Genomic DNA, 17,505 nt, shown 5'->3' on the forward strand with positions numbered 1-17,505 from the left:
TCCACAAGCCCACCTATGTCAGGTGGCTATCACACCTGGTCAAAATTCAACGCGCACAGGTGGTCAAATTTAAACGCGCGCCGACAACCGTATACCAGTCACCGTCCTGTTCAATGTTGAGGATTGGTTTTTGTCTTCTAGTCATTTTTGTCTCCCGAAAGCGTTATCTGATAACGCATTTATCGCTCTAGCATAAGCGTTAGTCAATAACGCTTATGCATTTGATTCACGATTTCCGATGAGCAAGATCAAAAAAAATGGAGCCTCACGGCTCCCTTATGAATTTCCAGGCTCAGAGGGACATTTCGTGCTCGCGTTGCCGACCGCGTCCGATGCCTGCACGGTCGCGTAAAGACTGTTCCTGTTCTTTGGCTTGAAGGGACTGAGCCTTGGAGTCCATCAGGTCCGCGCTTTTGAATCTTCTATCATCCCTTGCATACTCGCTCGCCGTTTTCCCGTCGTTATCCTTGATTCGGGGGTCAAGTCCGTTTTCCATGAGAAGTTCTACCGCCTTTTTCGTAGTGCAGTAATGGAGCATGGTTTTACCCTCCTCGTCCTTCGCGTGGATGTCCATTCCATGCGACAAGGCAATCTCGATACGCGCCACTTCGTGTTCGCTAGGGCAATCAAGGATTTCCTCGACGGGACACTGCCCGTCTTTCACATTTTCCAAACCCATATCTCGTGCAACATCGTCGAAGACCTCGGCAGAGATGGTATCGACAGCTTCCTGCTTTGCTTCCTTGTCCGACCGCCAGCGGTCGACAAGTCCTGACAGATATTCGCTTCGCTCCTCGTCCTGCTCTTCGCCACATTCAAGTTGAGTATCGAGCATGACCTCCAGCAAAGCCTCGACGCTTTCCTTGTCAGGACAGGTTTCCTGCTGGGAAATCGACAGCCACATCTCGTTCCAATTCCTGTCCCAATTGCTCAAATCACCGTCATTCGTGCTCATGCACTCGTTGCGAACCGCCTGCGCGAATGTCTCTTTGTCTCCTTCAAACATGTCATCCTCCCTTGTGTGTTATGACCTCTTCAGCTTCTCAAACCGTGCGGAATCCGCAAGGTTGGAAACGAATCAAAATGGTTCATCTTGGACGTTCCGACCCTGATTCCGACGTGCGGTTCACCTTGGCGCTGGCAAGGCGTTGGGGTGATGCTTCGCAAGGATGGCGTCATGCGCTCTGCTGATGCTGCTCTCGTTGTTCATCGCAGACCCCGCGATAGCTGCGGGCGTATTTCAGCCAGCATCAGGGGACACAAGCTCCGCTCAACTCATCGACCCGTTGTCAGGGTTAGGGAAAATTGCAGGGCTGTTCGGTAATTTCAACGCTGCCGTCCTGTTTTTGGGCGGCATTCTGACCGCTTACGGATTGTTGACGGGTATCGCCCAGACGGCACACGACGGCGAGATGCTGGGGCGTAGATTTTCTTCGCTCTGGGTACCCATCAGAGTTTCATTGGGTATTGCCGCAATAGTCCCTGTTGGTTCGGGATATTGCGTTGCGCAGCAGGTCATCATTTACGTCGCTCAAAGCGGCGTGGCTGCCGCGTCTGGCATCTGGGGGCAGTATGTGGAAGCTGACCAATCCGAATTGGCGAAGACCGCTGCCCTGACAGAAATTTCAGGCGTCAGGCAACTGGCGTTGAGCCTGTTGAAATCGCATTTCTGCACGCTGAATTACCAGACGATGGCGGCGTCCGATACCGACAACGCCCTGAACATGGAAAAAAACGTCAAGGTAATCGATTTCGGCGAAGGGCAATTTGCCTTCGGTACGACAGAAGACAAGGAAAAATGCGGGTCTTACATCGTCCCCGACTACGCACAGGACGCGACAGGCATTGGAGCAGCCCAGCAAACCGCGTTCTTGAAATTGAACAAACGGATGCTCGATCTGGCGACGAAGATTTACACGACGGCAACTGACCCAGAAGCCAAAAACGACCCCAAGGAAAACGCCGACGAAATCAACAAGGCGATCAAGGAGTACACGGCAATCGTCAGCTATGCCGCTCAGTCATATATAACGACATCGCAGATGCAGACCAAGATTGAAGCCAAACAGGCGTCGATCCAGGGCTGGATCATGGCGGGTGCCTATTCCGCCTCGAAGGGTAAGGCGACGGCGACGGCAACCGAAATGTCTTCGAACATCCCGAAAGCGGCTGCTACGGCTGCCCCACCGCAACTTTCAGGTGCGATTGCTTCACCGTCGAAGGAAAACTCAAGCTGGATTGACTCCATGAGCGACAAGGTTTCGTCGATGTGGAACTCTGGAAAGAAAGCTGTCGCAAGCGTCAGTGAAGCAATGGATATGGTCACCGACCCCAACATGATTGTGAACTATGCCAAAGAGCCGTTCATGCCGCTGGTTGGGGCTTTGAAGGGCATCATGAACGGAACGGGCGACCCCATCGGCAACGTCCAGGTTCTAGGCGGTGCAGCAATCGAAGTTGCTGCCCTGCTCTCCGTTGCCGCCATCGCCCTCGGGGTCTTCACGACGACAGGCGGACTCGCACTTCTCGGACTTGCTGGAATATTGTTCTCGTTCGGTGCCATCAACTATTTCTTCCTGCCCATAATGCCTGCCCTGTATTACTACTCGGCGGTCATCGGCTGGTATGTGCTTTTTGTCGAATGTCTGATTGCCGCTCCGATCTGGGCTTTGATGCACATTCGGTTTGACGGCGAGGGCATGGTTGGAAGCGCTTCGAGCGGTTACAAAATCATCCTCAACATGTTCCTGCGTCCATCGCTCATTACGATTGCCTACTGTATCGCCATGGGGTCGATGGAGTTCCTGGTGTCAGGCTGGAATCAGGTCTTTGCATCGGCAGTTGCCGCAAACTTCGATTTGTCGGCTACCTCACTGAAACCGTTCTTTATCCTGTGTGCCGAGTTCATCGTCTACACCGTGACGATGATCGGAATCATCTATCAGGTTTTGAAGATGATTACGCACATTCCCGAAGCCATCACGAAATGGATTGACGGCGGACATGACGGTTTCGGTTCCTCGACCAGCGAGACCATGCATCGAGTCGGTCATAGCGGTGCTGCTGCCGCTGCGGGTGCTCTTGCGGGAGCCGCGTCTCAGATGGGGCGTGGTGGCAGCGGCGGTGGTGGCGGTGAAGGTGATGGCAAAAAGCCAGGAGGCAAAGACGACGACAAACCCAAGGGTAATGGCGTAGTCGATATCGTGCCCCGCACGGGTGGCGACAGCGCAATGCCTGACAAAGCGCCATTACTCGGGTCGGTCGAGAAGAGCTACACCCATGCCCATGGCGGAAGTTCTGGTGAAGGTTCGGGCGGCAAAGCTTCCGAATCGTCATCTGGTGGCGACAGCACAGGTTCTCAATCGCAGTCGACATCAAGGGAAGCGACTTCCAACAGCAATGGCGGCGGATTCGAGCAGTCAAGCCAGCAAGCCCCAAGCGAAAACGCTTCCGTGCAGCGTGATTCAAGTTCGGCGAGCGGGTCATCCATGCCTGCAAGTTCGAACGAATCGCATGGCTCAACGATGGCAGAGCCAGTGATGCAGGAAGAGCCTCCACCACAGGAGAATCAAGGTTCCGAAAGGAAGTGACCTACGCGGTCTGACAAAAACCCAACCTGACACGCTGGGTTTTTGCCTACTGAGTGCGTGGAATTGTCTGTGCTGATGGCTGCACGAACTTGATGACGCTTTCAACCTCTTGAAGCGTCGTGTCGAACCATTCCGTGCCTGGTGATTGACGCTTCGAGCCACGGGCTTCCAAAGTGGAGTGGATGGCATCTTCCATCGCCGCAACCCGCTGGACTTCCCAAACACCGAGGATGACGGGGTATTCAAAACAGCAGGTCGTCTTGCATTGCTGCATCACACGGGCATCAGCATCGCCTGTCGTGGTCAAGCCGACTTTGATAGGAAAGCGGTTGCCGTCTTTCCTGACGATGGTGGGGAACGAATAGGCGTAGATGATTCCCGCATCGTCCGATTCAATATCGATAGCGGCAGCATCAGCTTCCGCCATTTCCTCTTCGAGCGATATGTTCTTGAACATACCACCGCCCAAGTTCTCGAAGACTTTCAGGTTCTCGGCAAGGAACGGGATGTAGAACATGAAGATGGTGCTCATCTTCTCCGTCGCATCACTCTTCGCCTTCTTGACCTTGATTTCCAACTGTTCGGGCGAGTAGGTCTCGGCAAGCAGTTTCTTCGAGATTTCACGCAGCAGGAACGGCTCGTCGCCGAAGCCCTTGGCGATTTCCGCGACACGAGGCAGCAGTTCGTATCGTGCTGCGTTGTAGACGTAGGAGCGGGAAGCCTCGAAGGGGATAGTCATGGATTTGGTCTTGCAGTGCGGGATTCGAGATTATGACAGAGAGCAGTCTGTGAATGATGTTGCCACTTACTGCACGAACCTAATCTGAGCCGAATGTCCGACAAACGGCGTTGATATACAGGTCTGCTGGAGAGAGTTTGGAAGTAAGACAACTCGCCGAGAAGACCATGAAACAAGACTATCAATTCCAAAACCTGCTGACGATGCTGACGCTTTCAATCACCGCCACCATCGGTCTGTCCGTCGTTTTGTTCACGAACTCGAAGCGGATGGACAGGTTTGAATCCAGCCTGACGAGACAAGCGGAGCGTCAGGAATCCTCCGACGGCGTAATCAAGTCCATGCGTCCGACACTCGACGGATTGGAAATCAAGGCAAGCCGAGCAGCGGGTATGGCGGAATCGGCATCGAGAACCTCGGACATGGCTCTGAATGCTGTAGGTTCGTTTGGTCGGGAGTTGGAGAAACGGAAGCCTTAATCGGCTGGAGCGAGTCTCATGTCCGCGTCTGCGATGAAGCCCGCTTCTTCCACGAGCATCGTTTCTACAGCGTCGATTTCTTCGTCCGACGTGTCGATGAAGTCGACCAGCTTGCCGTTCTGAACTGCAAACGGAATCCTGCCGTCAGCCAGACGGGAGAGCATGATTCCGACACCGTCCTCAATAATCGGCGTCTCGAACTCGCTCACGGCAATATCGCCGCCGAACTGCTGACGTTTGACCCAAGCCCTCAAATCGCCGAGACGGTAGCGGATGCTGCCCGCCCCTACCAGCGTCCAAGGCACGAAGCGTTGTTTGAGGGCTTCGGCATCGGCGGGATTGCGTTCACGGGTGCGGTTGAAGATGCGACGTTCTTCCTGCAAGGTCTTGACCGACTTGCCAACCATTGCGGCGGCATGGTGTTCGGAGAACAGCCTGTCGTTGGACAACGAGTCCAGACGGTCGAGGAATTCCTCCACGCTCAAATCGTGGGGAGACTGCTTGTTCGGTCCTCTACCTGCCATCTCTATTCCTCAACCGCTTCTGTTTTGACCAGCGAAAGTACGCGATTCTCGTACATTTGCAGGTTCTCCTCCAGCATCAGAGACAAATCCTCGTAGTGGACGGAAACGTCATTGATTTTGTGTTTCAGCATGTAGTCACGTTCGCGTTCCTCGACGCCCAGCATCATCAGCGTGTTCGTGTAGGTGCGGCGCAAGTCGTGCATCGCCCAGACCACGCCCGACGCCTCGACAACCATTTTGACGGCATCGGCAGGGGGAACGGATATGTGCATCAACTCCATCCCGTTCCTGCGGGGTCGCTTGGCGGGGAAGACCCAACGCGGGTGACGGTCTTCGGCATCCCTGCGGGCGACGAGAATTTCATAAACCCGTTCGGTCATGGGGAAGTAGTAGTCTTCGCCGTTCTTGGTTTCGAGGTAGGCAATCAGCTTCTTGTCGAAATCGAGATGATGCCACTCCAGCTTTGCCGTCTCGCTCTCACGAGCGCCTTGCAGGGCGGTCACCATGATGTAATCGCGGGCAGTCTTGTTTCGCAGTTCGTTCACTGCCTTCCACCATTTGGCGAACTGCGTCCCCTCGCCACGGGTGTTGATCCAGTTCCGACGCGGCGTGCTCTTGTGCCGCTTCTTGGCGAGAACGTCCGTGGGATTCCTGAACGGTGCATCAGGATGCAGAGCGAGCCAGTTGTTGAAGATGGTCCGCAAGTCGCGCATGACGTTGTTAGCCGTCGTCTTCTTGGGTTTGCCCTGCTTGTTCCGCTCCATTGAAATCTTGTTGAAGCGTTCGAGCACCGTCTCCCGCGTGATGTCTCTGAACGGCTTGTCGAGCCAGTCAGACAGGTGCAGTTCGAGGTTGCCCAGACTCTTGAGGGTGTTCTTCTTGGGCAGCCCGTCAGGACCTTTCGCCAACCATTTGTCGCGGTGCTGGGAAACAAGCCACTTCAAGGTTTCCTTGCTCTCGACTTCGCCTTGTCTGACGGCTGCCCTCTTTTCGGCTGCTGGACGCCGACCCTCACGCAAGGCTGCAAGCCTGATGCGGGCGTTCGCCCGTGCACTGGAAACATTGAGGACGAAGACCTTTTCAGTCATCGTCTTCTGGTCCAGACCCAAGAATGTTTCGCCATAGTTGCCGAGTTTCTCCTTGATGACGGAGCCGCCCACGGGGCGAACGGCAACTTGCCAGACCTTCATTTTGAGTCCAACCTTGATGGCGAGACCCTTCACTTCGGTATCGCCCACGGTGTAGGACGAACCCGTCCCGAAACCCTGCTTTATGGCTTCGGGAGTGGTTGCCAAGGGCAAGGATTCTATGAAGTTGTCGGTCAGTCTGGATGCCATCGAAAGCCTTTCATGTTTCCTAGCAACCGGCTATCATCGCGGCCCCAGGAAACATCGAGTCTAGGAAACAACTAGGAAACGGAATCGATGATACCCCATAGGAAACAATGGGAAAATATGGGAAACAGAGAAGTTAAGATCGCAAGCGAAATCAATGACTTACCAGACACAACAAGGGCAGCACGGCATTAGACCAGATGACTCATAATCCTTTGGTCCACGGTTCAAGTCCGTGCGGGCCCACCAAAAAACAATGGCTTGCGTATTCATTTACGCAAGCCATTTTTTTCATGCCAACATGTAGGCATGGCACAACAGTGCATTGATTGCCAGAAGACGAAGAGCCAATGGACGACTTCGACTCCCCCTCAAGCTCCTTTATTTCCACGCGAACTCGGCATCGCGTCGCGACGATTTCGATCCACGACGATGTCTTGATTCTGGTTCGGCGCGGAACCAAAACCGTACTGAGTCATGCCGCATCGACAGAAGTGAAGGCCGGAGCGGCCGTTGTCATGGCCAGGGGCCTGCAATGCGACGTAATCAACACGCCATCAAGGAATGGCCGCTACGAGGCGTTGGTCTTGCAATTCGGCAATCGGGTCATTCAGGATTTCCAGAGAATGTTTGGTGGCGAGTTCGTGCAGGACAAGACCAAGGACTGTTTTCTCGTGAATTCCAGCGAGGAATTTGAGCATGCGGTTTTGCGAGCCGCAGACGCCATGAAGAGGACTGACATCTCCACGCAACTGCGCCACCATAAAGTCATGGAGGTGCTGCTGATGCTCGCTGAGCGAGGTTGTATTTTTCAACCTCGCATCGAATTGCTGTGGCCAGAACGCTTGCGGCGCCTCATCACCCACCGGCCGCACGCCCCCTGGACAGTCGAGAGCCTCGCCAGCGCGTGCAACACCAGCAGCAGTACCTTGCGTCGTCGCCTGGCTGAGCAGGATTTAACTGTCAGCGGCCTTGTACGAAGCATCAGGCTAGAAATCGCCATGCTCCTGCTACAAACGACCAACCTTCCAATCGGCGACATTGCGCAGCGCTGTGGCTACACGTCGCACAGCCGGTTCTCTGCGGCTTTTAAAACACGTTACGGCTACACGCCCTCCCATCTGCGATAGCGCTTGAATTCCGGCGCACAAAATTTGATACGTCAAGGCTAACGACGAAAACACCGGAGCATCGACAATCTCTCACACCATCTTGTCGAGGAGTTCTCTGTCATGCCCATTTCCAAAACGATTCTCCCTGCGCTCATCCTATCCTTGTCTGCCGCGGCATTCGCAGAGGAGTTCACGCTCAGCAGCAACAGCCTGCCCCCTCAGGGCACGCTACCGGCCGCACACGTTCTGAATGGCTTTGGCTGCACAGGCCAAAACCTGTCCCCGGCCCTTGCCTGGAAGAATATTCCCGCAGGCACCAGAAGCATCGCAGTCACCATGTACGATCCAGATGCGCCGACCGGCTCGGGATGGTGGCATTGGGTTGTCGTCAATATCCCCGGAACTACACAGGCTCTGGCTCAAGGGGCAGGCAAGCCACAGGCAAAGCTGCTGCCAACCGGCGCACGGCAAGTCCGTACGGATTTTGGCGAACCTGGCTATGGCGGCGCATGCCCCCCTGCTGGTGACAAGCCGCATCGCTATATTTTTACCGTCCACGCCTTGAAAGTAGAGAGCCTAGACCTTCCAGACAATGCGACGGCAGCCTTGGCCGGATTCATGATCAATGCCAACACGATCGGCAAAGCGAGCCTAACCGTCCATTACGGACGCTAGGATCAAGCACCTCCCGATTCCAAGGCACTTCGCCAGCGCCTCCAGGAGAACCCTCCTGACGGATCATGCGCTTCCATTTTGTGTACAAGGCACCACGCACCAGCAAGATCATTGGTAGCGATCGGGGTAGCGAGATGGCATCGACAGTCGCCACCACAGTGCTCCTGCCAGACATGATTTGCAGTCGTCGCAAAGGTAGATTACGACTATCGACTGATAATTTGCCGGTAGCACACAGGGAGACAGCTGGCTCCGGCATCTGAAGCGGCATCCAAGCTGCCCAGGGGCCTGCGAAAAATCGCAGGCCTTTTGCGTTGCCTCAGCCGGATTCAACCCACCCTATCTATAATCTCCGTTTTGCCACCGTTCCGGAGATTGCCTTGAATCTGCGCCGAGTTTCCTCCCTTCTTGCCCTGATGCTGGCCAGCAGTTTCGCCACAGCCGATATCAAGATCGGCGTCATTGCCTCCTCGACCGGGCCGACGGCTGCTGTCGGCATTCCGCAAAAGAACACCGTCGCCCTGCTGCCGACCGAGATCGGCGGGCAAAAGGTCGAGTACGTGGTACTTGACGATGCTTCCGACCCGACCAACGCGGTAACCGGCGTCAAAAAGCTCATCTCGGAATCGAAGGTGGATGCATTGATCGGCCCGACGACGACGCCGGCCGCGCTGGCAATTCTCGACTTCGTCGCCGAGTCGAAGGTGCCGCTGGTGACTACGGTTGGCTCGTCGGCGATCATTCTGCCGCTCGACGACAAAAAACGCTGGGTGTTCAAGACGACGCAGAACGACGACCTGATCGCCTCGGCGCTGATCGAGCATATGACGGCTTCCGGCGTGAAGACGCTCGGGTTCATCGGCTTCAACGATCCTTACGGCGAGAACTGGTTCAAGGTATTCAGCACCATGGCCGAGAAGGCAGGCCTGAAGCTGCTGGTCAGCGAACGCTACAACCGGACCGACCAATCGGTCACCGGGCAGGCGCTCAAGATCATCACCGCCCGGCCGGATGCCGTGCTGGTAGCCGCTACCGGCGGACCGGCCGTGCTGCCGCAGACCAGCCTGCAGGAGAAGGGTTACAAGGGCCGTATCTATCAGACCCACGGCGTGGCGACCAACGACTTCATCCGCATTGGCGGCAAGGCGGTCGAAGGCACGCTGATGGCCGGCGGCCCGATGCTGGTGGCGGCAGACCTGGCTGCCACCAACCCGATCAAGTCGGTTGCCCAGGGCTATATCAAGGCCTATGAAGGCAAGTACGGCGCCGGCACGATGTCCACCTTTGGCGCCAACACCTACGATGCCGGCCTGTTGCTGCAGAAGGCCATCCCGGCTGCGCTGAAAAAAGCCAAGCCGGGCAACCTCGAGTTCCGTGAAGCCTTGCGCGATGCGCTGGAACAGTCCAAGGAAGTGGTCGGCGCGCAAGGTGTGTTCAACATGAATGCACAGAACCACAATGGGATGGATCAACGTGCCCGCGTCATGATGATGGTGAAGGATGGACGCTGGGTTCTGCTCAAGGAGTGAAACCACTTGCCCAGCAAGGGATACCGGAATTTCAGCAAGGGAATCAATGACCGGCCATCATCGCCGGTCATTTTTTTCTTGCATTCCTAGCATTACAAAATTACAATAAACAACAATTTTGGCAAACCCGTGCGAAAGCCGGGGACGCAAAGCCACCGGGCTGACGGATGCGGCACTGACGCAAATCCAAGCTAGCGGGGTTGCCGGGTAGCGATTCCTGCCACCTGACCGTCTCCTGATTGGCGCACATCTGCACCCGGAGACTCGCGATGATCGCCCAACGCCCGCATCACCCGCTACCCCTCAAGCAGTGTTCGTACGCCGTACTGCTTGCGATGACCTGCTTCACTTACGCCAAGCAGGCCCACGCACAAACCTATGCTCCCTGGCTACGCCAGATCGGCATCACCAACACCATCGAATCGGCCGCAAAATGGGGACAGGGGCAGTTGCTGGGCGTCGTAGACACCGGCATCAATGCCACTCACCCGCAGTTCGCCGCAGGTCAAGTGTCGCAGGCGCTGAGCTCCTGTGCCTCAGTCTCCTTCCGCTGCTCCAACGGCTTTGCCGACGATAACGGCCACGGCACGGCGGTTGCCAGCATCGCCGCCGGCAATCGGACATCACAATTCAGCACGGTCACGGCGGGCGGCTACACCACGGTCGCCGGCAACTTCATCGGCGTTGCACCGGCAGCCAACATCTTCTCGGAAAAAGTTCTGAATGCAGCCGGCTCCGGCTATTCGACCGATGTCGCCAACGGCATCAAGAAGGCTGCCGACGCAGGCGCCTGGGTGATCAACGTCTCGATCACTTACGGCAACGATGCCAACACCGTCGCCGCCATCAACTACGCGGCGTCCAAAGGCGCGTTCATCGTCTGGGCCGGCGGCAACAGCGCCCAGAACCTGTTGAGCAACCTGAGCACCAGCGGGCTCAGCGCCGCAGCAATCCAGCGCCTGATTTTTGCCGGTTCGGTCAATAGTGCCAATGTCGCCTCCAGTTTTACCAACAAGCCGGGCAGCGGCAACCTGGTCAGCACGACAGGAGCTACCACCAACTACGCCGCACGCTGGATCATGGCACCGGGCGAATCCATCATCGCCCCCTATACCCTTGCCGGCAACAGCGCCTATTCGTTGTGGTCCGGCACCTCGATGGCGGCCCCCGTTGTCAGTGGAGCGCTGATGCTGCTGCAAAACGCCTGGCCTATCCTGAAGACCAACGGCACGACCGCCAACCTGCTGCTGGCGACGGCCACCGACCTGGGAACCAAGGGAACGGACAGCACTTACGGTACCGGCCTGGTCAACATGCAGGCCGCTTTCAACCCCTACGGCGCACTGACCGTGACCAAGGCCAACGGACAGACCATTGCCGTCAGCTCGCTGACCGGCAGCCTGCTATCCAGCGGCGCCCTCGGCTCCCTGAGCACCATCCAGACAAAACTGGCCAACTACACGGCCTTCGACGGCTATGCCCGTAATTTCAGTGTCAATCTGTCCGGCCTGATCAAGACACCGAGCAGCCCGGCAACAACCAATCCGCTGCCGACCAATACCTACGCCGGCCCGAAAGTCATGAAATACGCCGGCGGCGAACTAGCCTTTTTGCTGGAAAACACGAGCAGCCCGATTCAACACCTGGGGCAATTCGGTTACAACGCCGAGTCGGTCACGCCCAGGATGGTCGGCTACACCCTCTTCACCAGCCAGGGCGGCAGCGTCTCCGGGTTCGGCTATGGCAGCTCGTCGTCCTATCCCTTCGCCAAGGCGCTGTACAACGACGACACGATCGCCCGCCAGATGAGCGACTTCGACGCCAGCAACGTCGGTGCGCTGGCACAGGGCGGCTACCAGATGACCTACGGCGTCAGCGTCACCCCGGCCTTGCGCGTCGCTGCCTCCTATAGCGCGACGCCGGAAACGAGCATCATGGCGCCCGCCGCGCCGCAAAACAGCCAGGTGAAGTTCGGCATAGCCTACCGCTTCAACGAAGAATTGACCGGCGGCATCACCTACGGCAACGTGGCCGAGCGCAGTTCCCTGCTCGGTGCGGCCTACAGCAGCGGCAGCATCCTGTCGCTCGGCCAGAACAACACCGAAGTCGTCGGCTTCTCGCTCGGCTATCGCCTGGATCGCGACCGCAACCTGTTGTTCAACAGCGAGTTCGCCCATACCAAGGCCGGCCAGGGCGACCAGGGCAGCCTCTTTGCCGCGACCAGCAGCCTGCAGTCCCGCTCCTGGGGCATCACCTATCTGCAGCAGAATGTCTGGAAAGCCAACGACCATTTCGCCGCCTCGATCAAGCAGCCGCTGCGCCTGAGCTCAGGCAGCGCCGCCATCGTCACCGCCAGCGTCGACGAACTGGGCTACGCGGTATACGACAAGAGCTGGAGCAGCCTTGTACCGGATGCCCGGGAAATCGACATGACCCTGACCTATCGCGTTCCGACTACCAAGACCGACATTCTCAGCGTGCAGGCCGCCTATCTGAAGGATGCGCTGAACATCGCCAGCAACAACGTTACCCGCCTCGGCCTGCTGTGGAACAAGAACTTCTGACGTGAGCCTTTGGAGGCGCCTCCACTTTCCCGGGGCGCCTCCCTTTTCTCGAATACGCAAAGGCCTGCATCACGATGCAGGCCTCTTTATTGGTGCAGCCGAGCGCTCAGCGCTCGCTCAAGCGCTTGCCGAACGAGACGGCGTAGGCCGGCGAACGAAACTGCAGGACCGGGTCGGCCGTCGGCTGGATGCCCGGCGCCATGACCAGCGGATCGTAGTTGATCGCTTCGCACGGCGCCCCCTTCTGGGCGACTGCGCTGCGGATGGTCAACGTACCGGCCTTGATTTGCGGACGCTCGGCCGGCCAGAGCACGGTCGGGTCGGTTTCCGCATCGCCCGGCTGGCCGATGCTGACCATCATGTCCCAGCGCACCGGCCCCTGCCCTGCCCTTTCGATCAGGGCCGCCTCAAGGAAATTGGCGCCGACCGTCTTCAACTCGTCATCGCTCAGGCGCCTCTCGCCATCCTGCGGCACGAACTGCCAGCGCACCAGCGTGGCCTTGCCCCTCTTGTCGACGAACTTGAAGGTGTGGATGCCCCAGTAGCTGCTGCTGGCGTAGCTGGCCGGTGGATTGTTGCTCGCCAGGTAATCGGCCTGCGCCTTGTTGTCCGGGTGGCTGGCCTTGAAGGCCTTCATCTTCTCGGGGTCGGGCTTGCCGGTCGCCGGGTCCGGCTGCAAGGCCTGCATCAGGTCGAGGAAGGTCTGCGGATTGGCGGCGCCGAACATCGGCGTGTTTAGCATGGTGATGTGATGCAATTGCCCCTTCGGCAACTGGAATTCGAGAGCCATGCCACGTCCGCTCTTGGCCACATCCGGCGCCTTCGGATTGCCGCCCGACAAGGAGAAGCGGGCAACCACCGGCACCGGTTTTCCGGAAAAGAGGGGCGACATGCTGAGCTTGGCGGCTTCCTTGGTGCCGACGAAGTCGCCGGCCGCACAGGTACCCTTGATGTGATTGCGCCGCTCACCCGGCACCACGCCGAACACGCCTTCGATGGCAGCGACAACCTGGCCGGCATCCGGCCCGGCATCGGCCGCCTGCACTGCATTGGCAAACGGTAAGACAAGCGCCAGCGCGGACAGCGCAAAACGTCTCTTCTGCATGGAAATCTCCTCGGAGTTGGGGTGCTGCGTTTATTTTTGGTCGAACTGGTCGTACACGGCAGTGGCCACCTTGGCCAGCTCACCCTTGTCGATGCCGGCCGACAGGGCGTAACCGAACTTGCCGTCGACCCAATAGAACACATTGACCGGGCCTTCGCGGGCAAAGCGGAAACCGGTATCGCGCTTCTCGGTGCCTTCGGTGGTCACATACAGCGTCATGCGCTGCCCGCTCCCGTCGTGATACATGAACTGGGCCACCGGAGCGCTGTTGCCGGGCAGCAGGCGACCACCGACCAGTTCATACCCCAGCGCACCCAGTTTGGGCGGCTTGATCGGGGTGCCGAGGCGCTTGCTCAGCCATTTGACCAGCGCCTCTTCCTGATCGGCGGCGATCTCCACCGGGCGGCGCACATCCGGGCTATAGACGACATGCGCCACGGCGGCCTGGTGCGACAGGGGGAGGGCACGCACCATATGATCGGCCGGCTGCAGTTGTCCGTGCGCCAGCCAGCCACCGACGCCGCCCAGCGCGGCGATCACGACCCCGGCTGCCAGACGCTGCCACAGGCCTCCGCCAGACCAGCCGCCGCGCGCAGCCGGTGCCTTGATCGGCTGCACGCTCAGGGCCTGCAAGGATTCGGGAATCGGTTCGTCGAGCACCGGCCGGAACAGGGCCTTGAGCGCCTGCTTCTGGGCACGATAGGCAGCGACGCGCTCGGCATCGGCGGGATGCCTGGCCAGGTGATCCTCGACCTCCGCCTGCAGTTCCGGCGTCAAGGCGTTATCGACGTAGGCGTGCAGATCGAACTCGCTTATCGGGTGCGTATTCATCGTACGACTCTCAGATTGGCCGACGGCTGGCGGCCATCCATGACCACACGCAGCCGCTCCCTCCCGCGCGACAGGCGGGACATCACGGTGCCGACGGGAATGCCGAGCAAGGCGGCAATATCGGCGTAGCGCATTTCCTCCAGGGCGACCAGCAACAGGACTTCGCGCTGCTCGTCAGGCAACTGGCGCAGGGCGGATTCAAGATCCATCACTTCCAGCAGATCGCTTTGTGTCGGGCGTACAGACACCTCGGCCACTTCCTCCTCGTCGAGCGACGCCATCGGCAAGCCATTGCGTCGCAGCTGGTCGATCCGCAGGTTGTGCATGATGCCGAACAGCCAGGCGCGCAGGTCGCTGCCCGGCCGCCATTGGGCAATCCGGCTCCAGGCGCGCTCCAGGGTGTCTTGCACGAGGTCGTCCGCTGCCGCGCGGTCGCCGAGCATCGCCCGCGCATAACGGCGCAGACGGGGCAATTCGGCGAGGATGGCGCGGCTATCCACGTTTCCGGGTTACGGCTTGGCGGTGTGCCAGACGTTGTTGAAACCCTCGCCCGTCTTGTCGCCCGGCTTCTGGTCCTTGACCCAGTAGTACAGCGGCTTGCCCTTGAAGGCCCACTGTTTCTTGCCATCATCGCGATTGACGATGCTGTACTCGCCGCTCGCCATGTCGCCATCCATCGCGAACAGGGGCGGCCAGTTGGTGGCGCACGGGCCGTTGCACATGCTCTTGCCGCTGCCGGCCATGTCCTTGTCGAAAGTGTATAGGGTCATGCCGTTGGCGCCGGTCAGCACGCCATCTGCCATCATGGCCGGGGCGGACTTCATGCCGCCGCCGGCACAGGCCGCCAGCGTCACCGACGCCAGCAGCGCACACATCAGGTTTGTTTTTTTCATGATCGTCTCCGTTGGTTTTGGGGTGCTACACCTGAGTAAACGGAGTGGACCATCGTTTTATTCCCTAAGGTTTCCCGAGGCGCCACAAAGAGGTGACTTCGGCCGAGCGCGCGGCATGCAGAGGATCGCCTGCATCGTTTGCCTTGGGATGCTTCGGCCGGGTATCGAGGCGGTCGATTACCTGCAAACCGGCTTCGGCGATCCAGGCCAGCAATTGTTCGCGCGAACGCAGGCCGAGCAATTCGGCAATATCGGAGATGATCAGCCAGCCCTCGCCGCCGTCCGCCAAATGCGCCGCCAGCCCGTTGAGGAAGCCGCGCAGCATGCGCGACTCCGGGTCATACACGGCATATTCGACTGGCGATGTCGGCTGCGCCGGCAACCACGGGGGATTGCAGACGACGAGCGATGCCTTGCCCTCCGGAAAAAGGTCCGCCTTGATAATTTTCACCTGACTCGCCAGCCCCAGACGCTCGATGTTCTCGGAGGAGCAGGCCAGCGCCCGCTCCTCCTGGTCGGTAGCAACAATCTGCGGCACGCCGCGCCGCGCCAGCACGGCGGCGATGATCCCGGAGCCGGTGCCGATGTCGAAAGCCAACTCGCAGCCTACAGGGATCGGCGCCGTGGCGAGCAAATCGACGTACTCGCCGCGTACCGGTGAAAACACGCCGTAATGCGGATAGATGCGCCCCTGAACGGCGGGCACCGGGACGCCCTTCTTGCGCCACTCATGGGCGCTGATAACGGCAAGCAGTTCGCGCAGGGCGACAAGGCTGGGTTCCCCCGACGCTTCCCCGTAGGCCGCCCGGCAGGCCTCGGCGACGTCCTGCGCCCGGCGTAGCGGCACGCTGTAGTCGCCATTCAGCGGCACCATCAGGCGATTGAGCAAGGCGGCCCGTTTGCCTTGCGTTTCGCGGTGTCGGGCGAAGGCCTCGGCTGGCGTCTTGGGCGCCTTGCCGCGTTGCGCGCCGAAACGGCGGTCGGCCCGCTTGGTGAGGGCCTGCATCAGATGCCGGGCATTGACCCAGTCGCCACGCCAGAGCAGCGCGGTGCCGGATTCGAGCAGGCGGTAGGCGTCGTCAGCCGATGTGCGGTCATCAGCGATGCCGATCTCGGCATGCGGCGCGATGCCGGCCTCCGAACGCCAGCGTGCGAGGTGTTCGTGGCCGCCTTCCTGCCAGTGGATTTCAGGGAGTTGAATCGATTCCATGCCGCATTGTAGGGCACTTCCGGCGGGGTCTTTAGTCATACAATCCTCGCATCCCTAGCACCACAGACAAAACCATGAAATTCGAAGGTACCGATAGCTACGTCGCCACGCGCGACCTGACCCTGGCGGTCAATGCCGCCGTCGCCCTGCAACGCCCGCTGCTCATCAAGGGCGAACCGGGCACCGGCAAGACGCTGCTCGCCGAGGAGGTGGCCCGTGCGCTGAACATGCCGCTGTTCCAGTGGCACGTCAAATCGACGACCAAGGCGCAGCAAGGCCTCTACGAATACGATGCGGTTTCCCGCCTGCGCGACTCGCAGCTCGGCGACCCGCGCGTCGAGGACATCTCGCACTACATCGTGCATGGCGTGCTGTGGCAGGCCTTCTAGTGCGACCAGCCGTCGGTGGTGCTGATCGACGAAATCGACAAGGCCGATATCGAGTTCCCCAACGACCTGCTGCGCGAACTCGACCGCATGGAATTCCATTGCTACGAGTTGCATCGGACCATCAAGGCCAAGCACCGGCCACTGATCATCATCACCTCGAACAACGAGAAGGAGCTGCCCGACGCCTTCCTGCGCCGCTGCTTCTTCCACTACATCAAGTTCCCGGACAAGGAGACCATGCAGCGCATCGTCGAGGTGCACTTCCCGGTGCTCAAGCATGAACTGCTGAAGGAAGCGCTGGAAGTTTTCTTCGACCTGCGCGAAGTACCCGGCCTGAAGAAGAAGCCGTCGACCAGCGAGCTGATCGACTGGCTGAAACTGCTGCTCGCCGAAGACATCCCGCCCGAAGCCCTGCGCGCCAAGGAAGCGAAGGACGCCATTCCGCCGCTACACGGCGCCTTGCTGAAGAACGAGCAGGACGTTCACTTGTTCGAGCGCCTGGCCTTCATGAGCCGCCGCAAGAGCTAGTCA

At 58.9% G+C, this 17,505-nt stretch carries 15 protein-coding genes, 1 pseudogene and 1 riboswitch; of the genes and pseudogenes, 7 read left to right on the top strand and 9 right to left on the bottom strand.

The window, feature by feature from the left end; all coding sequences use genetic code 11:
- Window positions 1-292 precede the first annotated feature (292 nt).
- Window positions 293-1,006: a hypothetical protein gene (locus AB6Q56_RS15230; protein WP_434513924.1), complete on the bottom strand. Its 714-nt coding sequence runs from the start codon at window positions 1,004-1,006 to the stop codon at window positions 293-295.
- A 184-nt stretch (window positions 1,007-1,190) separates the two neighbouring features.
- Here AB6Q56_RS15230 and AB6Q56_RS15235 point away from each other — a divergent pair, with 184 nt between their 5' ends.
- A complete protein-coding gene (locus tag AB6Q56_RS15235) occupies window positions 1,191-3,590 on the top strand; it encodes a DotA/TraY family protein (protein WP_434513925.1) in 2,400 nt (799 codons plus the stop codon).
- Between the two features lie 46 nt (window positions 3,591-3,636).
- Here the strand turns inward: AB6Q56_RS15235 and AB6Q56_RS15240 are convergent, their stop codons facing one another.
- Window positions 3,637-4,329, bottom strand: a complete 693-nt coding sequence (locus AB6Q56_RS15240; RefSeq protein WP_434513926.1) for a GIY-YIG nuclease family protein — start codon at window positions 4,327-4,329, stop codon at window positions 3,637-3,639.
- Window positions 4,330-4,496: 167 nt separating this feature from the next.
- Between AB6Q56_RS15240 and AB6Q56_RS15245 the strand changes: the two genes are divergently transcribed.
- A complete protein-coding gene (locus tag AB6Q56_RS15245) occupies window positions 4,497-4,808 on the top strand; it encodes a hypothetical protein (protein ID WP_434513927.1) in 312 nt (103 codons plus the stop codon).
- Here AB6Q56_RS15245 and AB6Q56_RS15250 read toward each other — a convergent pair.
- Window positions 4,805-5,287 carry a hypothetical protein gene (locus AB6Q56_RS15250; RefSeq protein ID WP_434513928.1) on the bottom strand — a complete coding sequence of 161 codons (483 nt, stop codon included), beginning with the start codon at window positions 5,285-5,287 and terminating at the stop codon, window positions 4,805-4,807. The two genes, AB6Q56_RS15245 and AB6Q56_RS15250, sit on opposite strands and share 4 nt — an antisense overlap.
- Window positions 5,288-5,334: 47 nt before the next feature.
- Window positions 5,335-6,669, bottom strand: a complete 1,335-nt coding sequence (locus tag AB6Q56_RS15255) for a tyrosine-type recombinase/integrase (protein ID WP_434513929.1) — start codon at window positions 6,667-6,669, stop codon at window positions 5,335-5,337.
- A 347-nt stretch (window positions 6,670-7,016) separates the two neighbouring features.
- On the opposite strand from AB6Q56_RS15255, the gene AB6Q56_RS15260 reads away from it, so the two are divergent.
- The 4 genes from AB6Q56_RS15260 (at window position 7,017) to AB6Q56_RS15275 (ending at window position 12,546) form a co-directional block, all read left to right on the top strand.
- Window positions 7,017-7,796 carry a helix-turn-helix transcriptional regulator gene (locus AB6Q56_RS15260; protein ID WP_434513930.1) on the top strand — a complete coding sequence of 260 codons (780 nt, stop codon included), beginning with the start codon at window positions 7,017-7,019 and terminating at the stop codon, window positions 7,794-7,796.
- Window positions 7,797-7,898: 102 nt separating this feature from the next.
- Window positions 7,899-8,453 carry a YbhB/YbcL family Raf kinase inhibitor-like protein gene (locus AB6Q56_RS15265; RefSeq protein WP_434513931.1) on the top strand — a complete coding sequence of 185 codons (555 nt, stop codon included), beginning with the start codon at window positions 7,899-7,901 and terminating at the stop codon, window positions 8,451-8,453.
- A 380-nt stretch (window positions 8,454-8,833) separates the two neighbouring features.
- On the top strand, window positions 8,834-9,982 hold the full coding sequence (locus AB6Q56_RS15270) for an ABC transporter substrate-binding protein (protein WP_434513932.1): 1,149 nt from the start codon (window positions 8,834-8,836) through the stop codon (window positions 9,980-9,982).
- 110 nt (window positions 9,983-10,092) lie between these two features.
- Window positions 10,093-10,190, top strand: a riboswitch (cyclic di-GMP riboswitch).
- A gap of 61 nt (window positions 10,191-10,251) precedes the next feature.
- A complete protein-coding gene (locus AB6Q56_RS15275; RefSeq protein ID WP_434513933.1) occupies window positions 10,252-12,546 on the top strand; it encodes a S8 family peptidase in 2,295 nt (764 codons plus the stop codon).
- Window positions 12,547-12,652: 106 nt separating this feature from the next.
- Here the strand turns inward: AB6Q56_RS15275 and AB6Q56_RS15280 are convergent, their stop codons facing one another.
- The 5 genes from AB6Q56_RS15280 to AB6Q56_RS15300 all read right to left on the bottom strand — a co-directional run bounded on the left by AB6Q56_RS15280 (window position 12,653) and on the right by AB6Q56_RS15300 (window position 16,585).
- Window positions 12,653-13,651: a catalase family peroxidase gene (locus AB6Q56_RS15280; RefSeq protein WP_434513934.1), complete on the bottom strand. Its 999-nt coding sequence runs from the start codon at window positions 13,649-13,651 to the stop codon at window positions 12,653-12,655.
- A 30-nt stretch (window positions 13,652-13,681) separates the two neighbouring features.
- Window positions 13,682-14,482, bottom strand: a complete 801-nt coding sequence (locus tag AB6Q56_RS15285) for an anti-sigma factor family protein (protein WP_434513935.1) — start codon at window positions 14,480-14,482, stop codon at window positions 13,682-13,684.
- Window positions 14,479-14,982 carry an RNA polymerase sigma factor gene (locus AB6Q56_RS15290; RefSeq protein WP_434513936.1) on the bottom strand — a complete coding sequence of 168 codons (504 nt, stop codon included), beginning with the start codon at window positions 14,980-14,982 and terminating at the stop codon, window positions 14,479-14,481. Before AB6Q56_RS15290 ends, AB6Q56_RS15285 begins: the two co-directional genes overlap by 4 nt.
- 9 nt (window positions 14,983-14,991) lie before the next feature.
- A complete protein-coding gene (locus tag AB6Q56_RS15295) occupies window positions 14,992-15,375 on the bottom strand; it encodes a COG4315 family predicted lipoprotein (RefSeq protein ID WP_434513937.1) in 384 nt (127 codons plus the stop codon).
- 64 nt (window positions 15,376-15,439) lie between these two features.
- On the bottom strand, window positions 15,440-16,585 hold the full coding sequence (locus tag AB6Q56_RS15300; RefSeq protein WP_434513938.1) for a methyltransferase: 1,146 nt from the start codon (window positions 16,583-16,585) through the stop codon (window positions 15,440-15,442).
- Between the two features lie 74 nt (window positions 16,586-16,659).
- Here AB6Q56_RS15300 and AB6Q56_RS15305 point away from each other — a divergent pair.
- Window positions 16,660-17,502: pseudogene (locus AB6Q56_RS15305) on the top strand (AAA family ATPase).
- Window positions 17,503-17,505 lie beyond the last annotated feature (3 nt).

This window comes from Dechloromonas sp. ARDL1, assembly GCF_051122455.1.
Lineage (GTDB): Bacteria > Pseudomonadota > Gammaproteobacteria > Burkholderiales > Rhodocyclaceae > Azonexus.